This is a genomic window from Nocardiopsis halotolerans DSM 44410, assembly GCF_000341065.1.
GTDB lineage: Bacteria > Actinomycetota > Actinomycetes > Streptosporangiales > Streptosporangiaceae > Nocardiopsis > Nocardiopsis halotolerans.
In genome coordinates this window covers 1-18,361 of record NZ_ANAX01000158.1, presented here as the reverse complement: position 1 = coordinate 18,361, position 18,361 = coordinate 1, and the positions used below count along the sequence as shown (strand labels likewise).

At 70.7% G+C, this 18,361-nt stretch carries 16 protein-coding genes, 2 tRNA genes and 2 pseudogenes; 7 read left to right on the top strand and 13 right to left on the bottom strand.

The features are described 5' to 3' along the window. Positions 1-123 precede the first annotated feature (123 nt). The 4 genes and pseudogenes from hisN to D455_RS30130 all read left to right on the top strand — a co-directional run bounded on the left by hisN (position 124) and on the right by D455_RS30130 (position 4,269). Complete coding sequence (gene hisN, locus D455_RS0111750) at positions 124-930, top strand: histidinol-phosphatase (protein WP_017570919.1); 807 nt, start codon at positions 124-126, stop codon at positions 928-930. Between the two features lie 318 nt (positions 931-1,248). After that, the gene (locus D455_RS0111745; RefSeq protein WP_017570918.1) at positions 1,249-2,505 is read left to right on the top strand and encodes an ABC transporter permease; all 1,257 of its coding nucleotides are present in this window, start codon (positions 1,249-1,251) and stop codon (positions 2,503-2,505) included. Between the two features lie 10 nt (positions 2,506-2,515). Next, positions 2,516-3,559 carry an efflux RND transporter periplasmic adaptor subunit gene (locus D455_RS0111740; RefSeq protein ID WP_017570917.1) on the top strand — a complete coding sequence of 348 codons (1,044 nt, stop codon included), beginning with the start codon at positions 2,516-2,518 and terminating at the stop codon, positions 3,557-3,559. After that, positions 3,560-4,269 (top strand): annotated as a pseudogene (locus tag D455_RS30130) (ABC transporter ATP-binding protein). 93 nt (positions 4,270-4,362) lie between these two features. On the opposite strand, the gene D455_RS0111730 reads toward D455_RS30130, so the two are convergent. The 3 genes from D455_RS0111730 to D455_RS0111720 all read right to left on the bottom strand — a co-directional run bounded on the left by D455_RS0111730 (position 4,363) and on the right by D455_RS0111720 (position 7,940). Continuing rightward, positions 4,363-4,439, bottom strand: a tRNA-Met gene (locus D455_RS0111730). Positions 4,440-4,682: 243 nt separating this feature from the next. Next, a tRNA-Met gene (locus D455_RS0111725) sits at positions 4,683-4,759 on the bottom strand. Between the two features lie 175 nt (positions 4,760-4,934). After that, positions 4,935-7,940, bottom strand: coding sequence for a UPF0182 family membrane protein (locus D455_RS0111720; RefSeq protein WP_275040889.1), 3,006 nt, complete (start codon positions 7,938-7,940; stop codon positions 4,935-4,937). Positions 7,941-8,194: 254 nt separating this feature from the next. Here D455_RS0111720 and D455_RS0111715 point away from each other — a divergent pair, with 254 nt between their 5' ends. Beyond that, positions 8,195-8,716 (top strand): PPA1309 family protein, encoded by a 522-nt coding sequence (locus tag D455_RS0111715; RefSeq protein WP_241480234.1) that lies wholly within the window; start codon positions 8,195-8,197, stop codon positions 8,714-8,716. A gap of 150 nt (positions 8,717-8,866) precedes the next feature. Here D455_RS0111715 and D455_RS0111710 read toward each other — a convergent pair whose 3' ends face one another. The 3 genes from D455_RS0111710 to D455_RS0111700 all read right to left on the bottom strand — a co-directional run bounded on the left by D455_RS0111710 (position 8,867) and on the right by D455_RS0111700 (position 11,621). Then, positions 8,867-9,931: a YlbL family protein gene (locus D455_RS0111710; protein ID WP_017570913.1), complete on the bottom strand. Its 1,065-nt coding sequence runs from the start codon at positions 9,929-9,931 to the stop codon at positions 8,867-8,869. A gap of 92 nt (positions 9,932-10,023) precedes the next feature. After that, complete coding sequence (locus D455_RS0111705; RefSeq protein ID WP_017570912.1) at positions 10,024-10,461, bottom strand: molybdenum cofactor biosynthesis protein MoaE; 438 nt, start codon at positions 10,459-10,461, stop codon at positions 10,024-10,026. A gap of 92 nt (positions 10,462-10,553) precedes the next feature. Continuing rightward, entirely contained in the window at positions 10,554-11,621 is a 1,068-nt protein-coding gene (locus tag D455_RS0111700; RefSeq protein WP_017570911.1) for an NAD-dependent epimerase/dehydratase family protein, read from the bottom strand. A 303-nt stretch (positions 11,622-11,924) separates the two neighbouring features. On the opposite strand from D455_RS0111700, the pseudogene D455_RS30125 reads away from it, so the two are divergent. Together D455_RS30125 and D455_RS0111690 are read left to right on the top strand one after the other, a co-directional pair. Next, a pseudogene (locus tag D455_RS30125) lies at positions 11,925-13,174 on the top strand (zinc-dependent metalloprotease). Further along, a complete protein-coding gene (locus D455_RS0111690; protein WP_017570910.1) occupies positions 13,175-13,747 on the top strand; it encodes an NUDIX hydrolase in 573 nt (190 codons plus the stop codon). An 84-nt stretch (positions 13,748-13,831) separates the two neighbouring features. Here the strand turns inward: D455_RS0111690 and D455_RS0111685 are convergent, their stop codons facing one another. The 7 genes from D455_RS0111685 to D455_RS0111655 all read right to left on the bottom strand — a co-directional run. Beyond that, positions 13,832-14,257 (bottom strand): hypothetical protein, encoded by a 426-nt coding sequence (locus tag D455_RS0111685; RefSeq protein WP_017570909.1) that lies wholly within the window; start codon positions 14,255-14,257, stop codon positions 13,832-13,834. Between the two features lie 147 nt (positions 14,258-14,404). Next, entirely contained in the window at positions 14,405-14,968 is a 564-nt protein-coding gene (locus tag D455_RS0111680; protein WP_026122542.1) for a M48 metallopeptidase family protein, read from the bottom strand. Between the two features lie 315 nt (positions 14,969-15,283). Beyond that, positions 15,284-15,445 (bottom strand): hypothetical protein, encoded by a 162-nt coding sequence (locus D455_RS34530; RefSeq protein ID WP_017570907.1) that lies wholly within the window; start codon positions 15,443-15,445, stop codon positions 15,284-15,286. A gap of 49 nt (positions 15,446-15,494) precedes the next feature. Next, entirely contained in the window at positions 15,495-15,773 is a 279-nt protein-coding gene (locus D455_RS0111670; RefSeq protein ID WP_017570906.1) for a WhiB family transcriptional regulator, read from the bottom strand. A 205-nt stretch (positions 15,774-15,978) separates the two neighbouring features. Beyond that, positions 15,979-16,347, bottom strand: a complete 369-nt coding sequence (locus D455_RS0111665; protein WP_026122541.1) for a hypothetical protein — start codon at positions 16,345-16,347, stop codon at positions 15,979-15,981. Between the two features lie 397 nt (positions 16,348-16,744). After that, positions 16,745-17,656 (bottom strand): acyl-CoA thioesterase II, encoded by a 912-nt coding sequence (gene tesB, locus D455_RS0111660; protein ID WP_017570904.1) that lies wholly within the window; start codon positions 17,654-17,656, stop codon positions 16,745-16,747. Further along, a partial coding sequence (locus D455_RS0111655) for an HRDC domain-containing protein (protein ID WP_017570903.1) occupies positions 17,649-18,361 on the bottom strand: 713 nt, incomplete at its 5' end. The genes D455_RS0111655 and tesB, both read right to left, overlap by 8 nt.

Here is an 18,361-nt window from a genome sequence, read left to right as displayed (position 1 = left end):
GGATGCGGAACGAACGCGGGGACACGTGTGTACGGCACCGTTCGGAACGCGCGGCCGGAGGGGAGCGCCCCACCAACGGGGCTCGCTTCCGCTCAGTCCCCAGGAACGATAGCGTTACCGGTCATGGCGTCCTTTGACGATGATCTGCGGCTGGCCCACGTGCTCGCCGACGCCGCCGACGACATCGCGCTCAAGCACTTCCGGTCGCTCGACCTCGTGGTCGACACCAAACCGGACCTCACCCCCGTCACCGAGGCCGACCGGCTGGTCGAGGAGACGCTCCGCGGCGTGCTCTCCCGTGCCCGGCCGCGCGACGCCGTGGTGGGCGAGGAGTACGGTAGGACCGGCAACAGCAACCGGGTGTGGGTCATCGACCCCATCGACGGCACCAAGAACTACGTGCGCGGTGTCCCGGTGTGGGCGACCCTGATCGCCCTCCTGGAGGGCGACCGGCCCGTCGTGGGCGTGGTGTCGGCCCCGGCGCTGTACCGCCGCTGGTGGGCCTCCAGGGGCGGCGGCGCCTGGCAGGGGCGCAGCCTGTCGAAGGCCGCGCGCTGCCACGTGTCCAAGGTGTCGGAGCTGTCGGACGCCTCCCTGAGCTTCTCCTCGCTGACCGGCTGGGAGGAGCGGGGCCTCCTCGACTCCTTCCTCGGGCTGACCCGTTCGGTCTGGCGCACCCGCGCCTACGGCGACTTCTGGTCGCACGTGATGGTCGCCGAGGGCGTCGTCGACGTCGCCGCCGAACCCGAGCTCTCGCTGTGGGACGCCGCTCCCCTGCCCGTCATCCTGGAGGAGGCGGGCGGCCGGGCCACCGGTCTGCGCGGCGGGGACTTCGAGGACGGCGGCACGCTCGTGTGCACCAACGGCTCGATCCACGACCAGGTGCTGACCTGGCTCAACGGCGGCCCCACTCCCCTGCGCCGCGGCTGATCCCACCAACGGTCACCATGCCGGGACCTCACATGGTGCCGCGCCTGTGTGCCGTCCCCGAAAACCCTCCGGATCCCCCCGCGCACGGCCTCGGTCCCGCGACGGTTCCGAGGCGGGCCGGCACCCCCGCCCGGGCCTGGGCCCCTCCCGCTCCTCGCCGACCGGAGGGGAAAACGGCGGACCGAAATTCCTCCGTCCGGGGGTGAACCGAAACCGCGCCCTCTCCCGATGAGTCTGGTGAAACCCCGCCACCCCCGCGGGTGTCCCGACGCCGCCGTCGCGGCGTCCGGATCCCACAGACATCACGGAAGGGGCCGTATGCTGCGTTCCCTCACAGCCGGGATCGTGCTGGCCTTCGCCGGTTCGCGGGCCAACGTGGCCCGGACCATCCTGTCCTGCGCGGGCATCGTCGTCGGCGTCGGCGCGCTGATCCTCGTGGTCAGCGCCAGCGACTTCGGTCAGCGCTTCGCCACCGCCTACAGCGAGGCCAACGCGGGCCGCCCGGCGACCCTCCAGGTCACCGTGGGCACCCAGATCACCGACCGCGCGGCCTTCGAGGAGGACCTGGTCCGCGCGGGCGGACTGGACGTCTCCCTCTACCAGCAGCTGGCCCGGTCACCCATGACGCGCGTCGACGGCTCGGTGGTCCCCGATGTGAGCTACATCGGTGTCGACCCCGAACTGGCCGACATCCGGCGGCTGAACATGGCCGAGGGCCGCTGGTTCACCGAGGCCGACACCGGGTCCCTGGCCCCCGTCATGGTGGTCAACCAGGCGCTCGCGGACGCGTTCGGCGAGTACACGCGGGTCCAGATCGGCAGCGACCACTGGATGGACGTCCGCGTCATCGGCGTCGTGCGGGACTCCGCCCTGGACTCCAGCTGGCGCAGCGCCTACCTGCTGCGCTCCCCCGCCTCGGAGGAACTGCTGTTCGGCACCTCCTCCCCACCCGAGGGAGAGGAGGAGAGCGAGCTGTTCGAGGTCATGGGATCCCAGACCACCTACCAGGTACGGATCGATCCCCAGGACCCGGCGGCCCGGGACCCCTGGGGCGGCGTCTTCACCGACCGCCTGGCCTCGGCCTCCTGGCGCTGGGGCGTCGAGGAACCGGACGCCATCATGTCCTACCGGGCCGACTACGCCGAGCAGTTCGACGAGGTCATCACCTACATGTCCTGGGGGCTGATGGGCATCGCCGCCGTCACCCTCACCACCGGCCTGCTCGGCGTACTCAACGTCGGCCTGGTCACCGTGCGCGAGCGCCGCCGGGAGCTGGCCACCTACCGCGCCCTGGGCGCGAACCGCCTCACCCTGTTCGTGGCCGTGGTCATGGAGTCGGTCGTGGTGTCACTGGTGGCCGGGCTCATCGCCCTCGCCGGATGCTGGGCCCTGCTCACGGCGGGCGGCGCGGTTCTGGACCGGTTCGTGTCGCTGCCCGCCGACGTCCCCCTGAACATCCCCCCGTCCGGAGTACTCGTCGGTCTGGGCAGCGCCGCCCTCGTCGGCATGCTCGCCGGGGTCGTCCCCGCGATGCGGGCGCTGCGCGCGTCCGTCGTCGCCGGGCTCCGGGAATAGGAGACATCACGTGAAGAAGTGGATCATCATCGGTGCGGTCCTGGTCCTCGTGGGGGGCCTGGCCGGAACCGGTTACCTCCTGCTGTCACGCCTGGGCGGCCCGGGCGCCGGAGAGGAGACGGGCGCGCCACAGGCCGCCATGGACGTGGAGGGCGCACCGGTCGAGGTGGTGATGGGCGAGATCAGCTCCGTGCTGGTACTGGACGCCGTCGTGCGCGCCGAGCCCGGTGAGACGGTCGAGGCCGGTCAGGGCGGCACGGTCTCCCACCTGTGGGTGGCGGACGGCGCGGAGGTGGACAACGGCGCGCCGATCGTCAACGTGCGGGTTCCCGACACGTCCGCGACCGGCACCGAGGGGGAGGGCGGAAACACCGCGGCGACCAGGGAGATCACGCTGTACGCGCCCGCCAGCGGAACGGTGACGGGCCTGGACGACGTTCGGGTCGGTGACGTCCTGGAGCCCGGCGCGGTGGCGGCGACGGTCGCCCCTGACGAGTTCCGTGCCGTCGCGTCGATCCCGCCCAACGACCTCTACCGGTTCTACGAGGAACCCGAGGACATCCTGCTCCGGATCGACCAGGGGCCGCCCGCCACCCAGTGCGAGTTCCTGTCCCTGGGGGCCTCCGAGGGCGGCGGAGCGCCCGTGCCCGAGGGCGGAGAGGTCCCCGGAGCCGGCGGTGGCGGTGGCGGTGGCGGTGGCGGCACGGAACTGGCCTGCCGGGTGCCCGCCGACCTGGAGGTCTTCGACGGGGTCCGCGGACAGCTGTCGGTCAGCACCGGCAAGGCGGAGAACGTTCTGGTCATCCCGGTGACCGCCGTGCGCGGCACCTCCGAGGCGGGCGAGGTCCTGGTGGTGGGCGACGACGGCACCGAGGAGGTTCGCGAGGTGGAACTCGGCGTCTCCGACGGTGAGTTCGTGGAGGTCACCTCCGGGCTGAGCGTCGGCGACGTGGTCATGGACCCGATCCCGCTCGATCCCCGGTTCGACGTCCCCGGAGCGAACGGCTCCGAGGAGACGCGGCCAGGAGGCGCCACCACCCTGGAGGAGGGCTAGATGTCCGTCGACGTACCGGCGCCCGAGGCCGTGCCGTCCCGCACCGGCCCCGCTCCCCTGCTGGACGTGGAGGGGGTGACACGGCACTTCACGGTGTCGGGGGACCGGATCGACGTGCTGCGCGACTGCACGTTCCGGGTGGGACGCGGCGAGGTCGTGGCGATCGTCGGCCAGTCCGGCTCGGGCAAGTCCACGCTGTTGAACGTGCTGGGTCTGCTCGACCGCCCCAGCGGGGGCACGTACACGTTCGACGGCGTGGACACCACCCGTCTGGGCGAGGGGCCGCGGTCGCGACTGCGCGGCGAGGGGATCGGGTTCGTGTTCCAGCAGTTCCACCTGCTGGAGCGGCGGAGTGCCCTGGCCAACGTCGGCGTGCCGATGGTGCTCGGCGGCGTTCCGCTGCTGCGCCGCCGGACGCGGTCCCGCGAGCTGNGGGTCTGGGCCACCGGCTGCACTCGCAGCCGCACCAGCTCTCCGGCGGTGAACAGCAGCGTGTGGCCCTGGCCCGGGCGCTGAGCCGGGAACCCGCCCTGATCCTGGCCGACGAGCCCACGGGCGCCCTGGACGCCGCCAGCAGCACCATGATCATGGACCAGCTGTTGGAGCAGGCCCGGATCCGGGACGCGGCGGTGGTCGTGGTGACCCACGATCCCAAGGTGGCCGAACAGGCCGACCGCGTGGTCGAACTGGTGGAGGGACGCACGCGCTGAACGGGCGCCGCCCGGGAGACCGGGCGGCGCACCGCACATCGGCGCGACCCGGTACACGAAAAACGCCGGGCACGAATGCACCCGGCGTTTCCTTGGTAGCGGGGACAGGATTTGAACCTGCGACCTCTGGGTTATGAGCCCAGCGAGCTACCGAACTGCTCCACCCCGCGTCGTTGATCTCTATTTTAGGGCCTTTCGCCCCGGGGGGCAAATCGGCTTTTCCCGAGGAAAACCGATGGAGATCCCACCCGTCACCCGCCGGTTTCCCGGCTGGCCTTCGGCAATCCTACCAGGGCGCGAACCCTGCTCCGACCGCCTGCGACACCCCCGAGGAAGTGCCCCAACCCCGACCTCCACCGAAAAGGAGGAGATCGGAAAACCAACGGACCCGGGATTTCTCCCGGGTCCGGGTCTGGTAGCGGGGACAGGATTTGAACCTGCGACCTCTGGGTTATGAGCCCAGCGAGCTACCGAACTGCTCCACCCCGCGTCGTTGTTCCTCCACGATAGCGCGCCCCGGGCGAGAACCCAAATCAGCGGAACGAGACGTGGACCACCCGGGAAACACCGGCGCCCGGCTCCGGGAACACGAACGGGGCGGGGGTCCACGACCCCCGCCCCGTGCCGGGCGGAACCGTCCGGGAACGGACGGTTCCGTTCCCGGCCTACTCCTCGTTCAGCTGCTGCTGGATGTCCTCCAGGGCCTCACGCAGGCGTTCGTTGGCCTCCTCGTTCGACTCCTGGGCCTCCTCCCAGGCCTCGACGGCCTCGTTGAGGGCCTCGGTGAGGGCCTGGTCGCCTCCTCCGCCGTCGCCGCCGGCACCGGACTCCTCCTCCGGGGGAGTCTCCTCGGTGCTCTCCTCCGGGGGCGCGGCATCTCCGGTGAAGAGGTTGCTGAGCGCGTCCGGCAGGCTGTTGCCGATCGCGACCTCGTCACCGAAGCCGACCATGACCTGCTGGAGCAGCGGGAAGGAGGCCTCGCCGCCACCGCCCGCCTGCACGTACAGCGGCTCGACGTAGAGCAGGCCCCCGGCGAACGGCAGCGTGAGCAGGTTGCCCCGCGTCACCTCCGCGTTGGACTGCTCCAGCGGGAGCAGCACCTCACGGACGTCGGCGTCGGCGTCGAAGGCGTTCTGCACCTGCCCGGGACCGAGGATCACCGTGCTCCGTGGCAGCTCCAGCAGCTTGAGCTGCCCGTAGCTCTCGGAACGCGGATCGCTGTCCACGGCCATGAAGGCGGCCAGGTTCGCACGTCCGCGCGGAACGAACGTGCTGGTCAGGGAGAAGGTGGGGTCCCCCCCGTCCGGGTAGTTGATGGTCTGGCGGTAGGGCGGTTCGGGCGCCTCGGACTCGTTGGTGGGGTCGCTGGGGACCTCCCAGAAGTCCTGACCGCCGTAGAAGGCCTCGGCGTCCGTCACGTGGTACTGGCGCATGATCTGGCGCTGCACCTTGAACAGGTCGTCCGGGTAGCGCAGGTGGTCGACGAGCTCATCGCTCATCTCGTCCCTGTCGACGACCGCGTCGGGGAACGCGTCCATCCAGGTCTGGAGGACCGGATCCTCCTCGTCCCACGCGTACAGGGTGACGGTGCCGTCGTAGGCGTCGACGACGGCCTTCACCGAGTTGCGGATGTAGTTGACCTCGTTGCCCGGCAGCGCGGCCACCTGCTGGGCCGAGCCGTCCGTGAAGGTGTCGGTCACCGCCTGGTTGAAGTCGAGGCGGTTCGCGTACGGGTAGCCGTTGGACGTGGTGTAGGCGTCCACGATCCACACGATCCTGCCCTCGACGATCGCCGGGTAGGGGCGGCTGTCCGTGGTCAGGAACGGGGCGACCTTCTCCACGCGCTCCACCGGGTCGCGCTCGTAGATGATGCGCGAATCACTGGTGATGGCGTTGTTGAGGAGGATGTTCGGTTCCTGGTACTTGATCGCGTACAGGATCCGGTCGAAGAAGCTGTCCAGCTGGACGCCGCCGTCACCGCCGTAGTTGTTGTAGGCCTGGGAGTCGCCGCCCTGGTTCTGCTGCGCGGCGCCCTCACCGCCGCCCTGGCCCTCCGCCGGGGTCTCCTCCGCGGTCTGCTCGGCGGCCTGCTGGTCCGTCCCCTCCTGGTCCGCGTCGTACGGGGCGCGGGCCTCGTCCGGGCTCGGGGTGACCTCGGGCTCGACGGCGTCCTCCGGGGTCGGGACGTCGCCCGTGTCCTCCTCGGTGTCGAGCGGGTAGTCGTACTCGTCCTCCGCCTGGACGATGACGTAGTCGGCGCCCTCGCGGCCGTAGTAGACGCGCGGCTGGTACTCGCCGACGACCTCGCTCAGCTCACCGCGCGGCGGGATGTTGTACTCGGTGAAGACCGGGCGGCCCTCGGCGTCGATCTGGGTTCCGGCCGCGGCGACCATGCCGTAGCCGTGCGTGTAGATCAGGTGCCGGTTGAGCCAGTTGTCCTGGTCCTCGGGCGGACCGGCCAGCTCGCGGACGGCGACGATCGTGTCGATCAGGTTGCCCTCGGAGTCCGGGTAGCGGTCGACCTCCAGCACGTCGGGGAACTCGTAGAAGCCGCGGACCTGCTGCATCTGCTGGAAGGTCTGCGAGACCACGGAGGGGTCGACCAGGCGCACCGTGGTGCCCTGGGACTCCTCCACCAGCGCCTGCGGGCTGAGCTCGGTGGTGGCGTCGTAGGCCTGCACCTCGGTGTCGTCGATGCCGTAGGCCTGGCGCGTGTACTCGATGTTGCGCTCGATGTAGGGGCTCTCCAGGCGCTGCTCGTTCGGCGCGACCTGGAAGCGCTGGACGATCTCGGGATAGGCCACGCCCACCAGCACCGCGGACAGCACCAGCAGGCCGAGGCTGGCCATGGGCACCATGATGTTCTTGAAGTAGATGTTGGCGAAGAACAGCACGGCGCAGATGACCGAGATGACGGTGAGGATCAGCAGGGCGGTCTTGACCGCGTTCACGTCGGTGTACGAGGCACCGAAGGTGTAGCCCCGCTCCGAGAAGACCAGGCCGTAGCGGTCCAGCCAGTAGGAACCGGCGCGCAGCAGCACGAACACGCCCAGCAGCACCGACAGGTGCACGCGGGCCGCGGGGGTGGCGCGCTGGCCGGAGTCGTTCTGGAGGCGTACGCCGCCGTACAGGTAGTGGACGATGACCGCGGCGATGAACGCCAGGATGACCGCCGCGTACAGGTAGCCGAGCAGGATGCGCAGGAACGGGTAGGTGAACGCGAAGAACGCGACGTCCAGGCCGAACTCGGGGTCCGCCACCCCGAACTCGTTGCTGTTCATGAACTGGAGGTAGGCCTGCCAGTCACCGCTGGCCGCGGCCCCCGCCAGGAGCGTGAGGGCTCCCACGGTGATCCAGAAGAACAGCTTGCGGTGCGGGTCGATGGACTGCCGGTAGCGGTCCAGGCCCTGCTGCTCCAGGCTCATCGGCCGGATGCCCGGCCGGAAGCGGTAGGCGAAGAAGATACTGGCGCCGACGATGACGGCCATCACCAGACCGGCGACCGCGAACAGCAGCACACGGGTCCACAGCTCGGTCAGGAAGACCGAGGTGTATCCGACGGAGTCGAACCACTTGTAGTCGGTCCAGAAGTTCGCGGCGAGGATCAACCCCGCGATGATGACGACCACGGTCGCCGCGACTGGCGCGAGCAACCTGGATCGGCGAGGCATACGCGCAGGTGGTGCGCCGGGCGATCGGAAGCTCACGCCTCCCCCTCGTTCTGACTTGGTAGGTGCGTTCGGTGCGCGTGTGGCGCCTTGTCACTGAAAACTTACGTGGTGGCCGTCAGGTTCCCGAAACAACCCTCGTCAGGGTGACAAGGCTGCATCGTTGGTGTATCGGAGTCGCATCCGGCGGGCTCCGTGGTGACCCTACTGTCCGGAAACGGGAACGGCGCACCTCCCGTATCGGTCAGTATGGAGGCGTGTCGAACATTCGCGAAGCCGTCATGGACCTCGAACGCCACGCCGCGGAGCAGGGCTGGGACCAGCCGCTGGGGCTGTACGCCCTGGTGCCGACCGCCGAACTGCTGAGCGCGGAGCCCGCCCTGGCCGACCTGTTGGGCATCGACTCGCCCTCGGACCCCGACGAGCTGACCCCGGTCGAGCAGGAACAGCTGCCGGACGGCGTCCCGCTGGAGGAGGCGCTGGGCCGCATCCTGTGGCCCGAGGGCGTGGCCGGGTGCGCGCTGGTGATGGAACGTCTGGTGGTGAAGGGATCGGACGAGACCCTGGCCTCGGACGAGGACCTGGAGAGCTCGGGCCGTGAGACCGAGGAGATCCGCATGGTCGCCGGTGTGCTGCGCGACGGCTCACGGCACTGTGCGATGCGCATGCGCAGCCACGACAGCGAGTCGGAGGTGCTCAACGGGGCCGACCTGATCCCCGCGCTGACCTCGGCGCTGGCGCTCACCCTGGACATCGAGGAGAAGCCGGAACAGGACTGAGCCCCGGGCCACGCCCGCTCCTGGGATCACCGTTCGGACGTCGGCGGGGTCCCGGGGGACGCGTAGGTGACCACAGGTACCGCGGCCGGAGGCCGTCCGTTGAGGGTGGTGGAGGGCGACGAAGAGGGCGAGCACCGAAGCAGGCCCCGCCTACTCGCAACGCGGCAGTTCGCCCTCTCCGGTGCGGATGGTCTCCAGCGCCTCGACCGCGTCGGTGAGGGTCTCGACCCGCACCACCTCCAGCTCGCCGTAGGCGGCCGAATCCGCGACCTGGGAGCAGCTCTCCGCGGCCACGAAGAAGTACTCGGCCCCGTCGCGCTGGGCGCTGACCATCTTCTGCGGGATGCCGCTGATCCCGCCGACCCGGCCGTCGGCGGTGATCGTGCCGGAACCGGCCACGTCAGCGCCCCCGGTGAGGCCCTCCTCGCTGAGACGGTCCATGATCCCGAGCGCGAACATCATGCCCGCGCTGGGCCCGCCGATGTCGCCGACGGTGATCTCCACGTCCACGGGGAAGTCCATCTGGTCGGCGACGAGCACGCCGACCGCCGCGTCGCCCGTGTCGTTCGCCGCCGCGGTGATCTCCTCCTCCACGGCCTCGCCGTCCCGCTCCAGGGTGAGCCCGATCGTGTCACCCGGCTCGTGGGCGCCGACCATCTCCACGACCGCGGCGCTGCCCACGGGGGTCTCGGGGTCGTCGCCGCCCTGGGTGGGCACGGACTCGCCGTCCACGGCCACGATGACGTCACCCGACTCCACCACGCCGTGCGCGGGCATGCCCTCGACCGTGCCGCTGACCACGGGGACCGCCTCGTACGCCATGCCGAGCTGGGTGAGCGCGGCGGCGGTGGCGTTGGTCTGCGAGCTGTTCATCTGGACGGTCTGCCGCTGGCTGACCTCCTCCAGCGAGCGCCCGGCGGGGAAGAGCAGCTCCTCCGGCAGGACCGCCTGGGTCGGCGAGAGCCAGGCGGTGACGACGGTGAGCAGGTCGAGCCGGTGCTGGGGTCCGCCCGCGTACTGCACGGTCACCATGGAGAGCATGCCGTCGTCGTGTTCGTAGCTCTCCGCGCCGTCGATCTCGATGACCGACCCCCGCTCGGTCTCCCCGATCGTGTTGAGGGTCAGGCCCGGGGCGGCCACCAGGTAGGGGACGGGAAGACTGAGACTGCCGTACCCGAGCCCGACGAGAAGGGCGAGAGCGACAACGAGGGTCATGACACGACGAAGCATGCGCACAGCCTATGGCCGTGGGAGGACCCGTGGGCGCCTGTCCACAGGCGCTTCCCGGCCCGTCCGCCTCCCGGGGCTCAGGGAGAGCCCACCCACTCGCTCTGGCCGTCCTCGAAGTCCTGGTGCTTCCAGATGGGCACCTGGGCCTTGAGGTCGTCGATGAGGCGGCGGCAGGCCTCGAAGGCCTCCTGCCGGTGCTCGGCGGCGGCGGCCACGACCACCGCGATGTCGCCGATCTCCAGCTGGCCGACCCGGTGCGCCGCGGCCATCCTCACCACCGGACGCCCGGGGACGGAGGTGTCGCTGAGCACCTTCTCCATGACGACGCGCAGCCGCGCCTCCACCGTCGGATGCGCCGAGTAGGCGAGCCGGGCGACGTCACGGCCGTGGTCGTGGTCGCGGACGGTCCCGATGAACACGGCGGTGCCCCCGGCACGCGGGTCGGAGACCGCGGCGAGGACCTCGTCCACCGAGAGGGGGGTGTCGCGTACGGACGCGAGAGTGATCTCTTCCACGTATGCGACAGTACCAACCGGACGTTCCCCCATGTCGGACACCCATGCGCGCGTTCCGCCGCACACGCGGCGGGCGGGGTCCGGACCGGTCCTCAGCCGCCCTTGCGCTTGCGCAGGTGGCGGATGGCGGCGGCGGTACCGATGGCCGCGGCGGCGGCACCGGCGGCACCCGCGGCGGTGATGGTGACCTCCTTGCGGCCCAGGCTGCGTCCCACCAGCGCGTGCTTGCCGCTGCTGGACTCCAGCAGGGAGGCCAGGGCCGCCTCGTTGTCGTGGACGGGCTTCCACCCGGCCTCGCGCAGCGTCGCGCAGTCCACCACGCACGGGTAGACGAGGAACTTCAGCTCGCCCTCCGCCGCCGGGGTGATCCGTGCCTGGTGGAGGCGTCGGACGGCGCCGAAGGCCAGGTTGGCGGGCACCTCGAAGTGCTTCATCCCGGCGATGCCCTCCACCTCGTCCTGGGAGAGCGACCCCTCGCTCGCCACCGCGACCACGCCGTCGCGGCCGTCCACCCCGTGCACGGCGCAGAAGGCCAGGGCGCTGGCCAGGTCCTCCTCGTGGCAGAACTGCCAGTGCTGCTCGTGCCCCTTGACGGTGAGCAGGCGCGGGGCGGAGAAGTGGCGGCTGAGCAGGCTGTCGATCGCGGGCCCCACGAGCGGGGCCGGGCGCACGACGGTCACGGTGAGGCTGGGATGGGCGCGGCGGGCACGCTCGGCGAGCGCCTCGATCTCGGCGAAGTCGCCCATGAGCCCCTCGCTGTTGTCGGACACGCGCGCCGCGTTCTCCGGGAGGGGCACGGCGTTGTCCGGAGCTGCGCCGTAGACCATGGTGCTGGTGACCAGGATGACGCGCGGGACCCCCGAGGCCGCGGCGGCGGTCAGGACCGTCTGGGCCGCGCGGATGTTGCGCGCGCGGCGCTGTGGGGGCCTGCTCTCCGGAGAGCGGTCGTCGGCGGTGTGCACGAGCACGTCGACCCCGCCGAGCCGGGAGACCAGACCGGGGTCGCACACGTCGGCGATGCGCCACGTGACCCCGCGCAGGTCGGCGAACTCGTCGTCGATGGCGACGACCTCGCGGAGGTGCGCGGAACCTTCCGGCGTGGCCAGGCGTTGCACGAGGAGTCGGCCCACCCCGGAGGCGGCACCGGTGACAGCGACCACCGCTCCTTCGGAGGGGCTGTGCTCTGGGCGAACCTGGCTGCTTTCGGTATTCACTCCGGGCGACTCCCAGCTAACGTGACAGTGGAGACCAAACCTAATCCTGCCTGAGGTCTGATTGTGAGCGACCTGCCATTCGGTTTCAGCATGCCGAACGATCCCGATGACGAGTCCGGACGCCGCTCTGGCGACTCCGGCTCGGGTGCCGGCAGCGGCGGCCCGGGCGGAGGGGACTCCGGAACGCCGGACGGCTTCCCGTTCGGTGACCCGCAGCAGATGGCCAACATGCTGCGCCAGTTCGCCGACATGATGTCGGCCCAGCCCGGCCCCGCGACCGGTGGCGGCGAGAAGCCGTCGTCGGGCGTGAACTGGGAGATGGCCAAGGACGTCGCGCGCCAGACGGTCGCCCAGGAGGGCGATCCCAGTGTTCCGGCGTCCGACTACGCCAAGGTCGAGGAGGCCCTGCGCCTCGCCGACCTGTGGCTTGACCAGGCTACCGACCTGCCNCCCGGGCTGGGAGCCGGTCGGAGTGGATCGAGCGGACGATGGACTCGTGGGTGCAGCTGTGCGACCCGCTGACCAGCAAGACCGTCCACTCGATGGGGGAGAACCTTCCCGAGGAGATGCGGTCCGTCGCGGGTCCGCTGCTGGGCATGATCCAGCAGATGGGCAGCATGATGGTCGGCCGCCAGGCGGGCCAGGCCGTGGGCGAGCTCTCCCGCGAGGTGGTCGGCACCGCCGACATCGGGCTGCCCCTGGCCGGTGAGGGCAACGCCGCGCTGCTGCCCTCCGGCGTGGAGCGGTTCAGCGAGGGCCTGGAGGTCCCCGAGGACGAGGTCCGGTTGTACCTGGCCGCCCGCGAGGCCGCCGTGCACCGGTTGTACTCGCACGTGCCGTGGCTGCGCTCGCACGTGTCCCGTCTGGTCAACGAGTACGCGGACGGTATGTCCTTCGACGTCAGCGGCCTGGAGGACCGGCTCGGTGAGATCGATCTCACCAACCCCGAGGCGCTCCAGGAGGTCCTGGGCGGCGCCGGCGGCGAGGGGCTGCTCCAGCCCGAGGACACCCCGCAGCAGAAGGCGGCGCTGACCCGGTTGGAGACCACCCTGGCCCTGATCGAGGGCTGGGTGGCGACCGTGGTCTCGTCCGCGGTGTCCGCTCGGCTGCCCCAGGCGGACGCCCTGGCCGAGGCCCTCCGGCGGCGCCGGGCCACCGGAGGGCCCGCCGAGCACACGTTCGCCGCCCTGGTCGGCCTGGAGCTGCGCCCGCGCCGCCTGCGCGAGGCGTCCGCGCTCTGGTCCGCCCTGGAGGAGGCGCGCGGCGTGGAGGGCCGGGACGCGGTGTGGGAGCACCCGGATCTGATGCCCAGCGGCGACGACCTGGACGACCCGGACGCGTTCGTGCACGGGGGCGGGGAGTTCGGTGACACCGACTTCGACATCTCCTCTCTGACCCAGGACGCTCCCGGCCAGCGCGGGAACGAGGCCGGTGAGAGCGGCGAGGGTGACGGATCCGGCGAGGACGACGGAGGAAACGACCGGGGAGAGGGCGCGTAGGTGACGCTGCACGCGGACGCCCGGGCGGTGCTGCGCGGGTGGACCGCGCCCGACGCCCGGCAGGAGGAACTGCGCCGCTCCTACCTGGACCACCTGGACGCGTACGAGGACGGGATGTGGCGCTCGTGCCTGCCCGGCCACGTGACGGCGAGTTCGGCGATCATCTCCGCGGACGGCTCGCGTGTGGTGCTCACCCTGCACCGGATCCACCAGTTCTGGTTGCAGACCGGCGGGCACTGTGAGCCGGAGGACACCACACTGGGCGCGGCGGCCCTGCGCGAGGCCACGGAGGAGTCGGGGATCCGCGGGATCACGCTGCTCCCCCAGCCGGTCCGGCTGGACAGTCACGCGGTGCCCTGCGGCGGCGGGAGCGTCCACCTGGACGTGCAGTACGCGGCCGTCGCGCCGGAGGACGCCGTCCTGGTGCGCGACCCCGACGAGTCCGCCGACCTGGGCTGGTTCCCGGTCGACGACCTGCCCGAGCCGTCCGACGACGCCTGTCGCGCCCTGGTACGCGCGGCCGCCGAGGCGGTGGCCGCCCACCGCGGGGTCGGCCGCAACGCCGGAGCCTGAACGGCGGGCCCCGGAAGACGACGCGGAGCCCGGAAGCACACGACGGCCGCGCCGGGAGACTCCGGCGCGGCCGTGCGTGTCGGGTCAGCCGCAGTTGGTCTCGTACCGTTCGGTGGCCTGGTTGCCGATCACTCCGCGCCAGTCCACGCAGGAGCCGCTGGCGTACACGTACACCGGCCCGGCGTAGTAGCTGTACTGGCCCGTGTCCGACTTGTGGGAGCCCTCGTCACCCGAACGGCGCAGACCCGCGTTCATGGTCATCGGGAAACCGGCGGTGTCGGCGCTGCGGACGGTGACCACGCAGTTGTAGCCGTTGGAGCTGTTGTAGGTCAGGTACAGGGTGCCCAGGTCGAAACGGAACGGGGCGGAGTTGACCACCACGTATCCGGAGCCGCAGGCGCCGTTGTAGGCGGCCGCGGCCGCACTGGCGGGGGAGGCCGTGACCGCGCCGGCGGCCAGGAGCATCACGGTCGCGGCGGCGGTGGCCAGGGTCTTCTTGAGCGTCCTCATGGGGAGGGTATCCGTTCACCGGGGAGAGGGCCGAAGCCCTTGTGACCGGAGAAAAATACACGAAACAGGCAGCAAAAGGTGGAATGAATTGTCCTGAAAAGACATTTCTTCCTGTCCGCATCAACGTCCGTGACGGGGACGGGCCGCTCACTCCTCGAAGGCGACCGCGTCCGCGTCGAGTTCGTCGTCCCCCTCCCCGCCGCAGGGTTCGGCACGGGACCCGGCGCTGAAGCCCTCCAGGTACCCGCGGGCGCGTTCGGCCTTGGGATAACGGCGCACCAGGTCCCAGAACTCCCGGCCGTGGTGCGGGATGAACAGGTGCGCGAGCTCGTGGATGAGGACGTAGTCCACGACCCAGGCGGGCATCCCGGCGACACGGCGGGAGATGCGGATCGCGCGGGTCTCGGGGGTGCACGAACCCCAGCGGGAGTTCTGGTTGTCCACCCAGCGGACGCTGTCGGGGAGTTCGGTGCCGCCCAGGTAGCGGCGGGCCAGTTCCACCGCGCGCTCGTGGAGTTCCTCGTCACCGGGGCGGCGGCGCCCCTCGCGGGCCTCCAGGCGTTGCAGCATGCGGCCCACCCAGCGCTTTTCCTCTGCGCGGGAGAACGTCGCGGGCACGAGGACGACCGTGGTATCCCCGTCCCTGTAGGCCGACACCGTGCGTCGGCGACGAGGACTGCGTCGTACCTCGACTTTGGTGTTCGAGGGCACGAACTTTACGGTAGCCGAGCGAGGCGCTCCCGCACAGGTGTGCGTTGTCCTGTTATGTCGTTGATCCCATCGGATCTCCGATTCTCGGAACGTAGCCGAAAAACACGGCCCCGTAGCACGTTCCGCTGTGACCAGCGCCGTTTTTCGGCTGTGGAACAGGCCATGACGAGCCCTCCGGGGACATCCGAGTCACCTTTTGGATACACAAAAGAGACCGGTCGGTGACCCCCGGAGGGGTCCCCGACCGGCCCCGGACCGGAACCGTCGATCACCTCAGGACGTCCCGTGTCCCATCACGTCACCGCGGGAACCGCGTCAACACAGACGCGACCACGCGACTTCCGTGAGCGCCTGTTCGGCACGGCGCTCCTCGCGCTGCCGGGCGCGCAGTTGGCGGGCGGTGAGCCTTCTGTCCTGCTGCTCGCGCGTCTCGACGTCCATCTGCTCGACCACGCGCATCAGTTCCATCATCATCATCTGTCTTCGGTCCTTCGGAGTCTGTGATCGGAGGTTGTGGCTGGGCCGGTCAGGCCGCGACCGGGGCGGGGTTCTTCCGGGGGCGGCCCCTCGGGCGCTTGCGCGCCACGACCTGCCCGGAGACGAGCAGCTGCCCGCCCCAGACGCCCCACGGCTCCCGACGCTCCAGGGCGTCGGCCAGGCACTGCTCCCGGACGGGGCAGGAGCCGCAGACGGCCTTGGCCGCCTCGACATCGGCGGGCGCCTCGGCGAAGAACAGGTCGGGCTCCAGGCGGCAGGGAACTTCGGTGTCGCCCAGCCAGGGCGTTTCCAGGACCGACGCAAGCATCGGTGCCCTCCAAGATCTTTGATCGTTTCGTACAACGCGGTCGGTGACTGTTCACCGGAACCGGTCCGGTGGGGACCCCTGGACTTGCGATGCCGCCGTCCCTCTCCCTCGTCCCTGGGGGACGGAGAGCGGACGAAGATACAAAGAAAGCCGCGGCCCCTGTCGGGGTCCGCGGCCACGGTCGAAACTCTCGGCCTGTCCTGCTCTAGGCCGGAATCCTCCGTGGACACTCCCCCGATGCGCCGTAGAGGCGCTGGGTGGGTTCTGCGTGCTTCGCCACGTGCTTGCCTCGATCAAGGGCGAGCTCGGGCTCGGCGGGCACACCACTGCCGTCGCCGGTCAGGGCCTCCTGGCCCTCGGACACCATCAGCGGGGAACGGCTCCCGCGGAACACGGATCCTCCGTTGGTGGTGCCGCCGTTACCGGCGCAAGCGACGATGGACTCGCCGAAGACAGCGAAGACGTCCTTCTGACCGCCCAGGACGGTGCCCCGAACAGCGGTCAGCAGGGACAGCTGACGCGACGGCATGGCGAAGCCAGCGTGCAGGCCAGTGGTTTCCGTGATGCTGGTCATGAGATCGGGCACCTCCTTCACTGTCGGGCGACGGGAATCTTCCACCCGCGCCGGGAGCGGTCATTGCGACGGTGTACAGACTATGGGCTGGCGCAGAAAGAGAGCAACCTATTTTTGACCTGCGAAAACGTCCGCATCCGGCCACGGGTTCGCGGGAATTCCCAGGCGCCTGGGAGCGTTACCACGCGGCATCCCCCACTCCGTTTCCCGCCCTCCGCGTACCGGTGCCCTCCCCCGACACGACGGGGGCCTGGTCAGCGCACGTGCGCTGGCCAGGCCCCCGTTCCGTCCTCTCCGTCGCTCGGCGGTGGCGTTCCGTCGGAGTGGCCGCCCTCGCACGACGACGCGCGGCACCCTCCCCGTCCGGGCGTGGAACCCCCCGTCAGGAGGACAGGCCCTACGTCGCTCCCGGCAGGGCTTCGGACCAACCCTCCGCGTCCACCACGCGGATCAGCCCCTCCTGTACCACCGAGCACACGAGTTCGCCCTCGCGTGTGTACACCAGCCCCCGCGCCAGGCCGCGGGCGCCTTGCGCGGTCGGGGCCTCCTGGGCGTACAGCAGCCACTCGTCGGCACGGAACGGCCGGTGGAACCACATCGCGTGGTCCAGGCTGGCCATGGAGATCCCCGCGAAGGAGCGACCGTGCCGCAGCAGCACGGTGTCCAGCAGGGTCATGTCCGACGCGTAGGTCATCAGGCACACCTGGGTGAGCCGATCGTCGGGCAGTTCGCCGTCCACCTTGAGCCACACCGGATTGGTGGCGGTGCGCAGGCTCGGGTCACGCTCGGCCTCGTAGGACATCGGTCCCACCGGGCGCAGTTCGATGGGGTGCCAGCGCGCGAACCCGGGCAGCCGGCCGAACTCGTCCCACAGGCGTTCGCGCGTGCTGGGCAGGTCCTCCGGCGGAGGGACGTCGGGCATGGGGATCTGGTGGTCCAGGCCCGGCTCCTCCTTGTGGAAGGAGGCCGACAGCGTGAATATCGGCTTGCCGTGCTGGATGGCCACCACCCGGCGGGTGGTGAACGAGCGGCCGTCGCGAACCCGGTCCACCTCGTAGACGATGGGCACCGAGGGATCGCCGGGACGGATGAAGTACGCGTGCAGGGAGTGCACGTAGCGCTCCTCGGGCACGGTCCGTCCCGCCGCGACCAGCGCCTGACCGGCGACCTGTCCGCCGAACACCCGCTGCGGCCCCTCCTCCGGGCTGCTGCCCCGGAAGATGTTGACCTCGATCTGCTCCAGGTCCAGCACGGTCAACAGGTCGGCGAGGGACTGTCCCCGCATCTGCGCGTCGGCGCCCTCACTCATCCGCTGCATCCTCCCCGTCGGCCTCCGCCGAACCGTCCATGACGTCCTCCGGCTCCGCGCCCGAGACCAGCGCCAGTACCGCCTCACCGTAGCGATCGAGTTTCGTCGCGCCAACACCGGACACCGCCGAGAGCTGCGCGAGGCTCGTGGGCTCCTGCTCGGCGATCGCCTGGAGGGTGGCGTCGGTGAAGACCACGTACGCGGGCGTCTTCTGCTCCCGCGCACTCGCGCGGCGCCAGTCGCGCAGCCGCTCCAACAGGGCCTCATCGTAGCTGGACGGGCAGTCCAGGCAGCGGCCCAGCTTGCGTTCCGCCGCGTCGGTGAGGGTGGTCCCGCACACACGGCAGCGGACCACGCCGCCCTTGCGGCGCTCGGAGCGCCGGGCGGAGGTGGAGGGGGACGCGGGTCGGAGGCCGTCCAGGAAGCGGGAGGGTCTGCGGGTCCTCCTGCCGCCGGGAGAGCGGGCCAGGGACCACGACATCGCCAGGTGCTCGCGGGCCCGGGTGACGCCCACGTAGAACAGGCGGCGTTCCTCCTCCACCTGGTCGTCGGTCTCGGCGTAGATGATCGGCATCATGCCCTCGGTGAGGCCGACCAGGAAGACGGCGTCCCACTCCAGGCCCTTGGCCGCGTGCAGGGAGGCGATGGTCACGCCCTCGAAGCCGGGCGCGTGTTCGGTGGCCATGCGCACGCCGAGCTCGTCGA

Bases quoted from the DNA above. Each gene is read 5' to 3' on its own strand.
- hisN (WP_017570919.1), top strand. From the start codon at position 124: ATGGCGTCCTTTGACGATGATCTGCGGCTGGCCCACGTGCTCGCCGAC.
- D455_RS0111745 (WP_017570918.1), top strand. From the start codon at position 1,249: ATGCTGCGTTCCCTCACAGCCGGGATCGTGCTGGCCTTCGCCGGTTCG.
- D455_RS0111720 (WP_275040889.1), bottom strand. From the start codon at position 7,940: ATGCCTCGCCGATCCAGGTTGCTCGCGCCAGTCGCGGCGACCGTGGTC.
- D455_RS0111710 (WP_017570913.1), bottom strand. From the start codon at position 9,931: ATGACCCTCGTTGTCGCTCTCGCCCTTCTCGTCGGGCTCGGGTACGGC.
- D455_RS0111685 (WP_017570909.1), bottom strand. From the start codon at position 14,257: ATGAGGACGCTCAAGAAGACCCTGGCCACCGCCGCCGCGACCGTGATG.
- D455_RS34530 (WP_017570907.1), bottom strand. From the start codon at position 15,445: ATGATGATGATGGAACTGATGCGCGTGGTCGAGCAGATGGACGTCGAG.
- D455_RS0111670 (WP_017570906.1), bottom strand. From the start codon at position 15,773: ATGCTTGCGTCGGTCCTGGAAACGCCCTGGCTGGGCGACACCGAAGTT.
- D455_RS0111665 (WP_026122541.1), bottom strand. From the start codon at position 16,347: ATGACCAGCATCACGGAAACCACTGGCCTGCACGCTGGCTTCGCCATG.
- tesB (WP_017570904.1), bottom strand. From the start codon at position 17,656: ATGAGTGAGGGCGCCGACGCGCAGATGCGGGGACAGTCCCTCGCCGAC.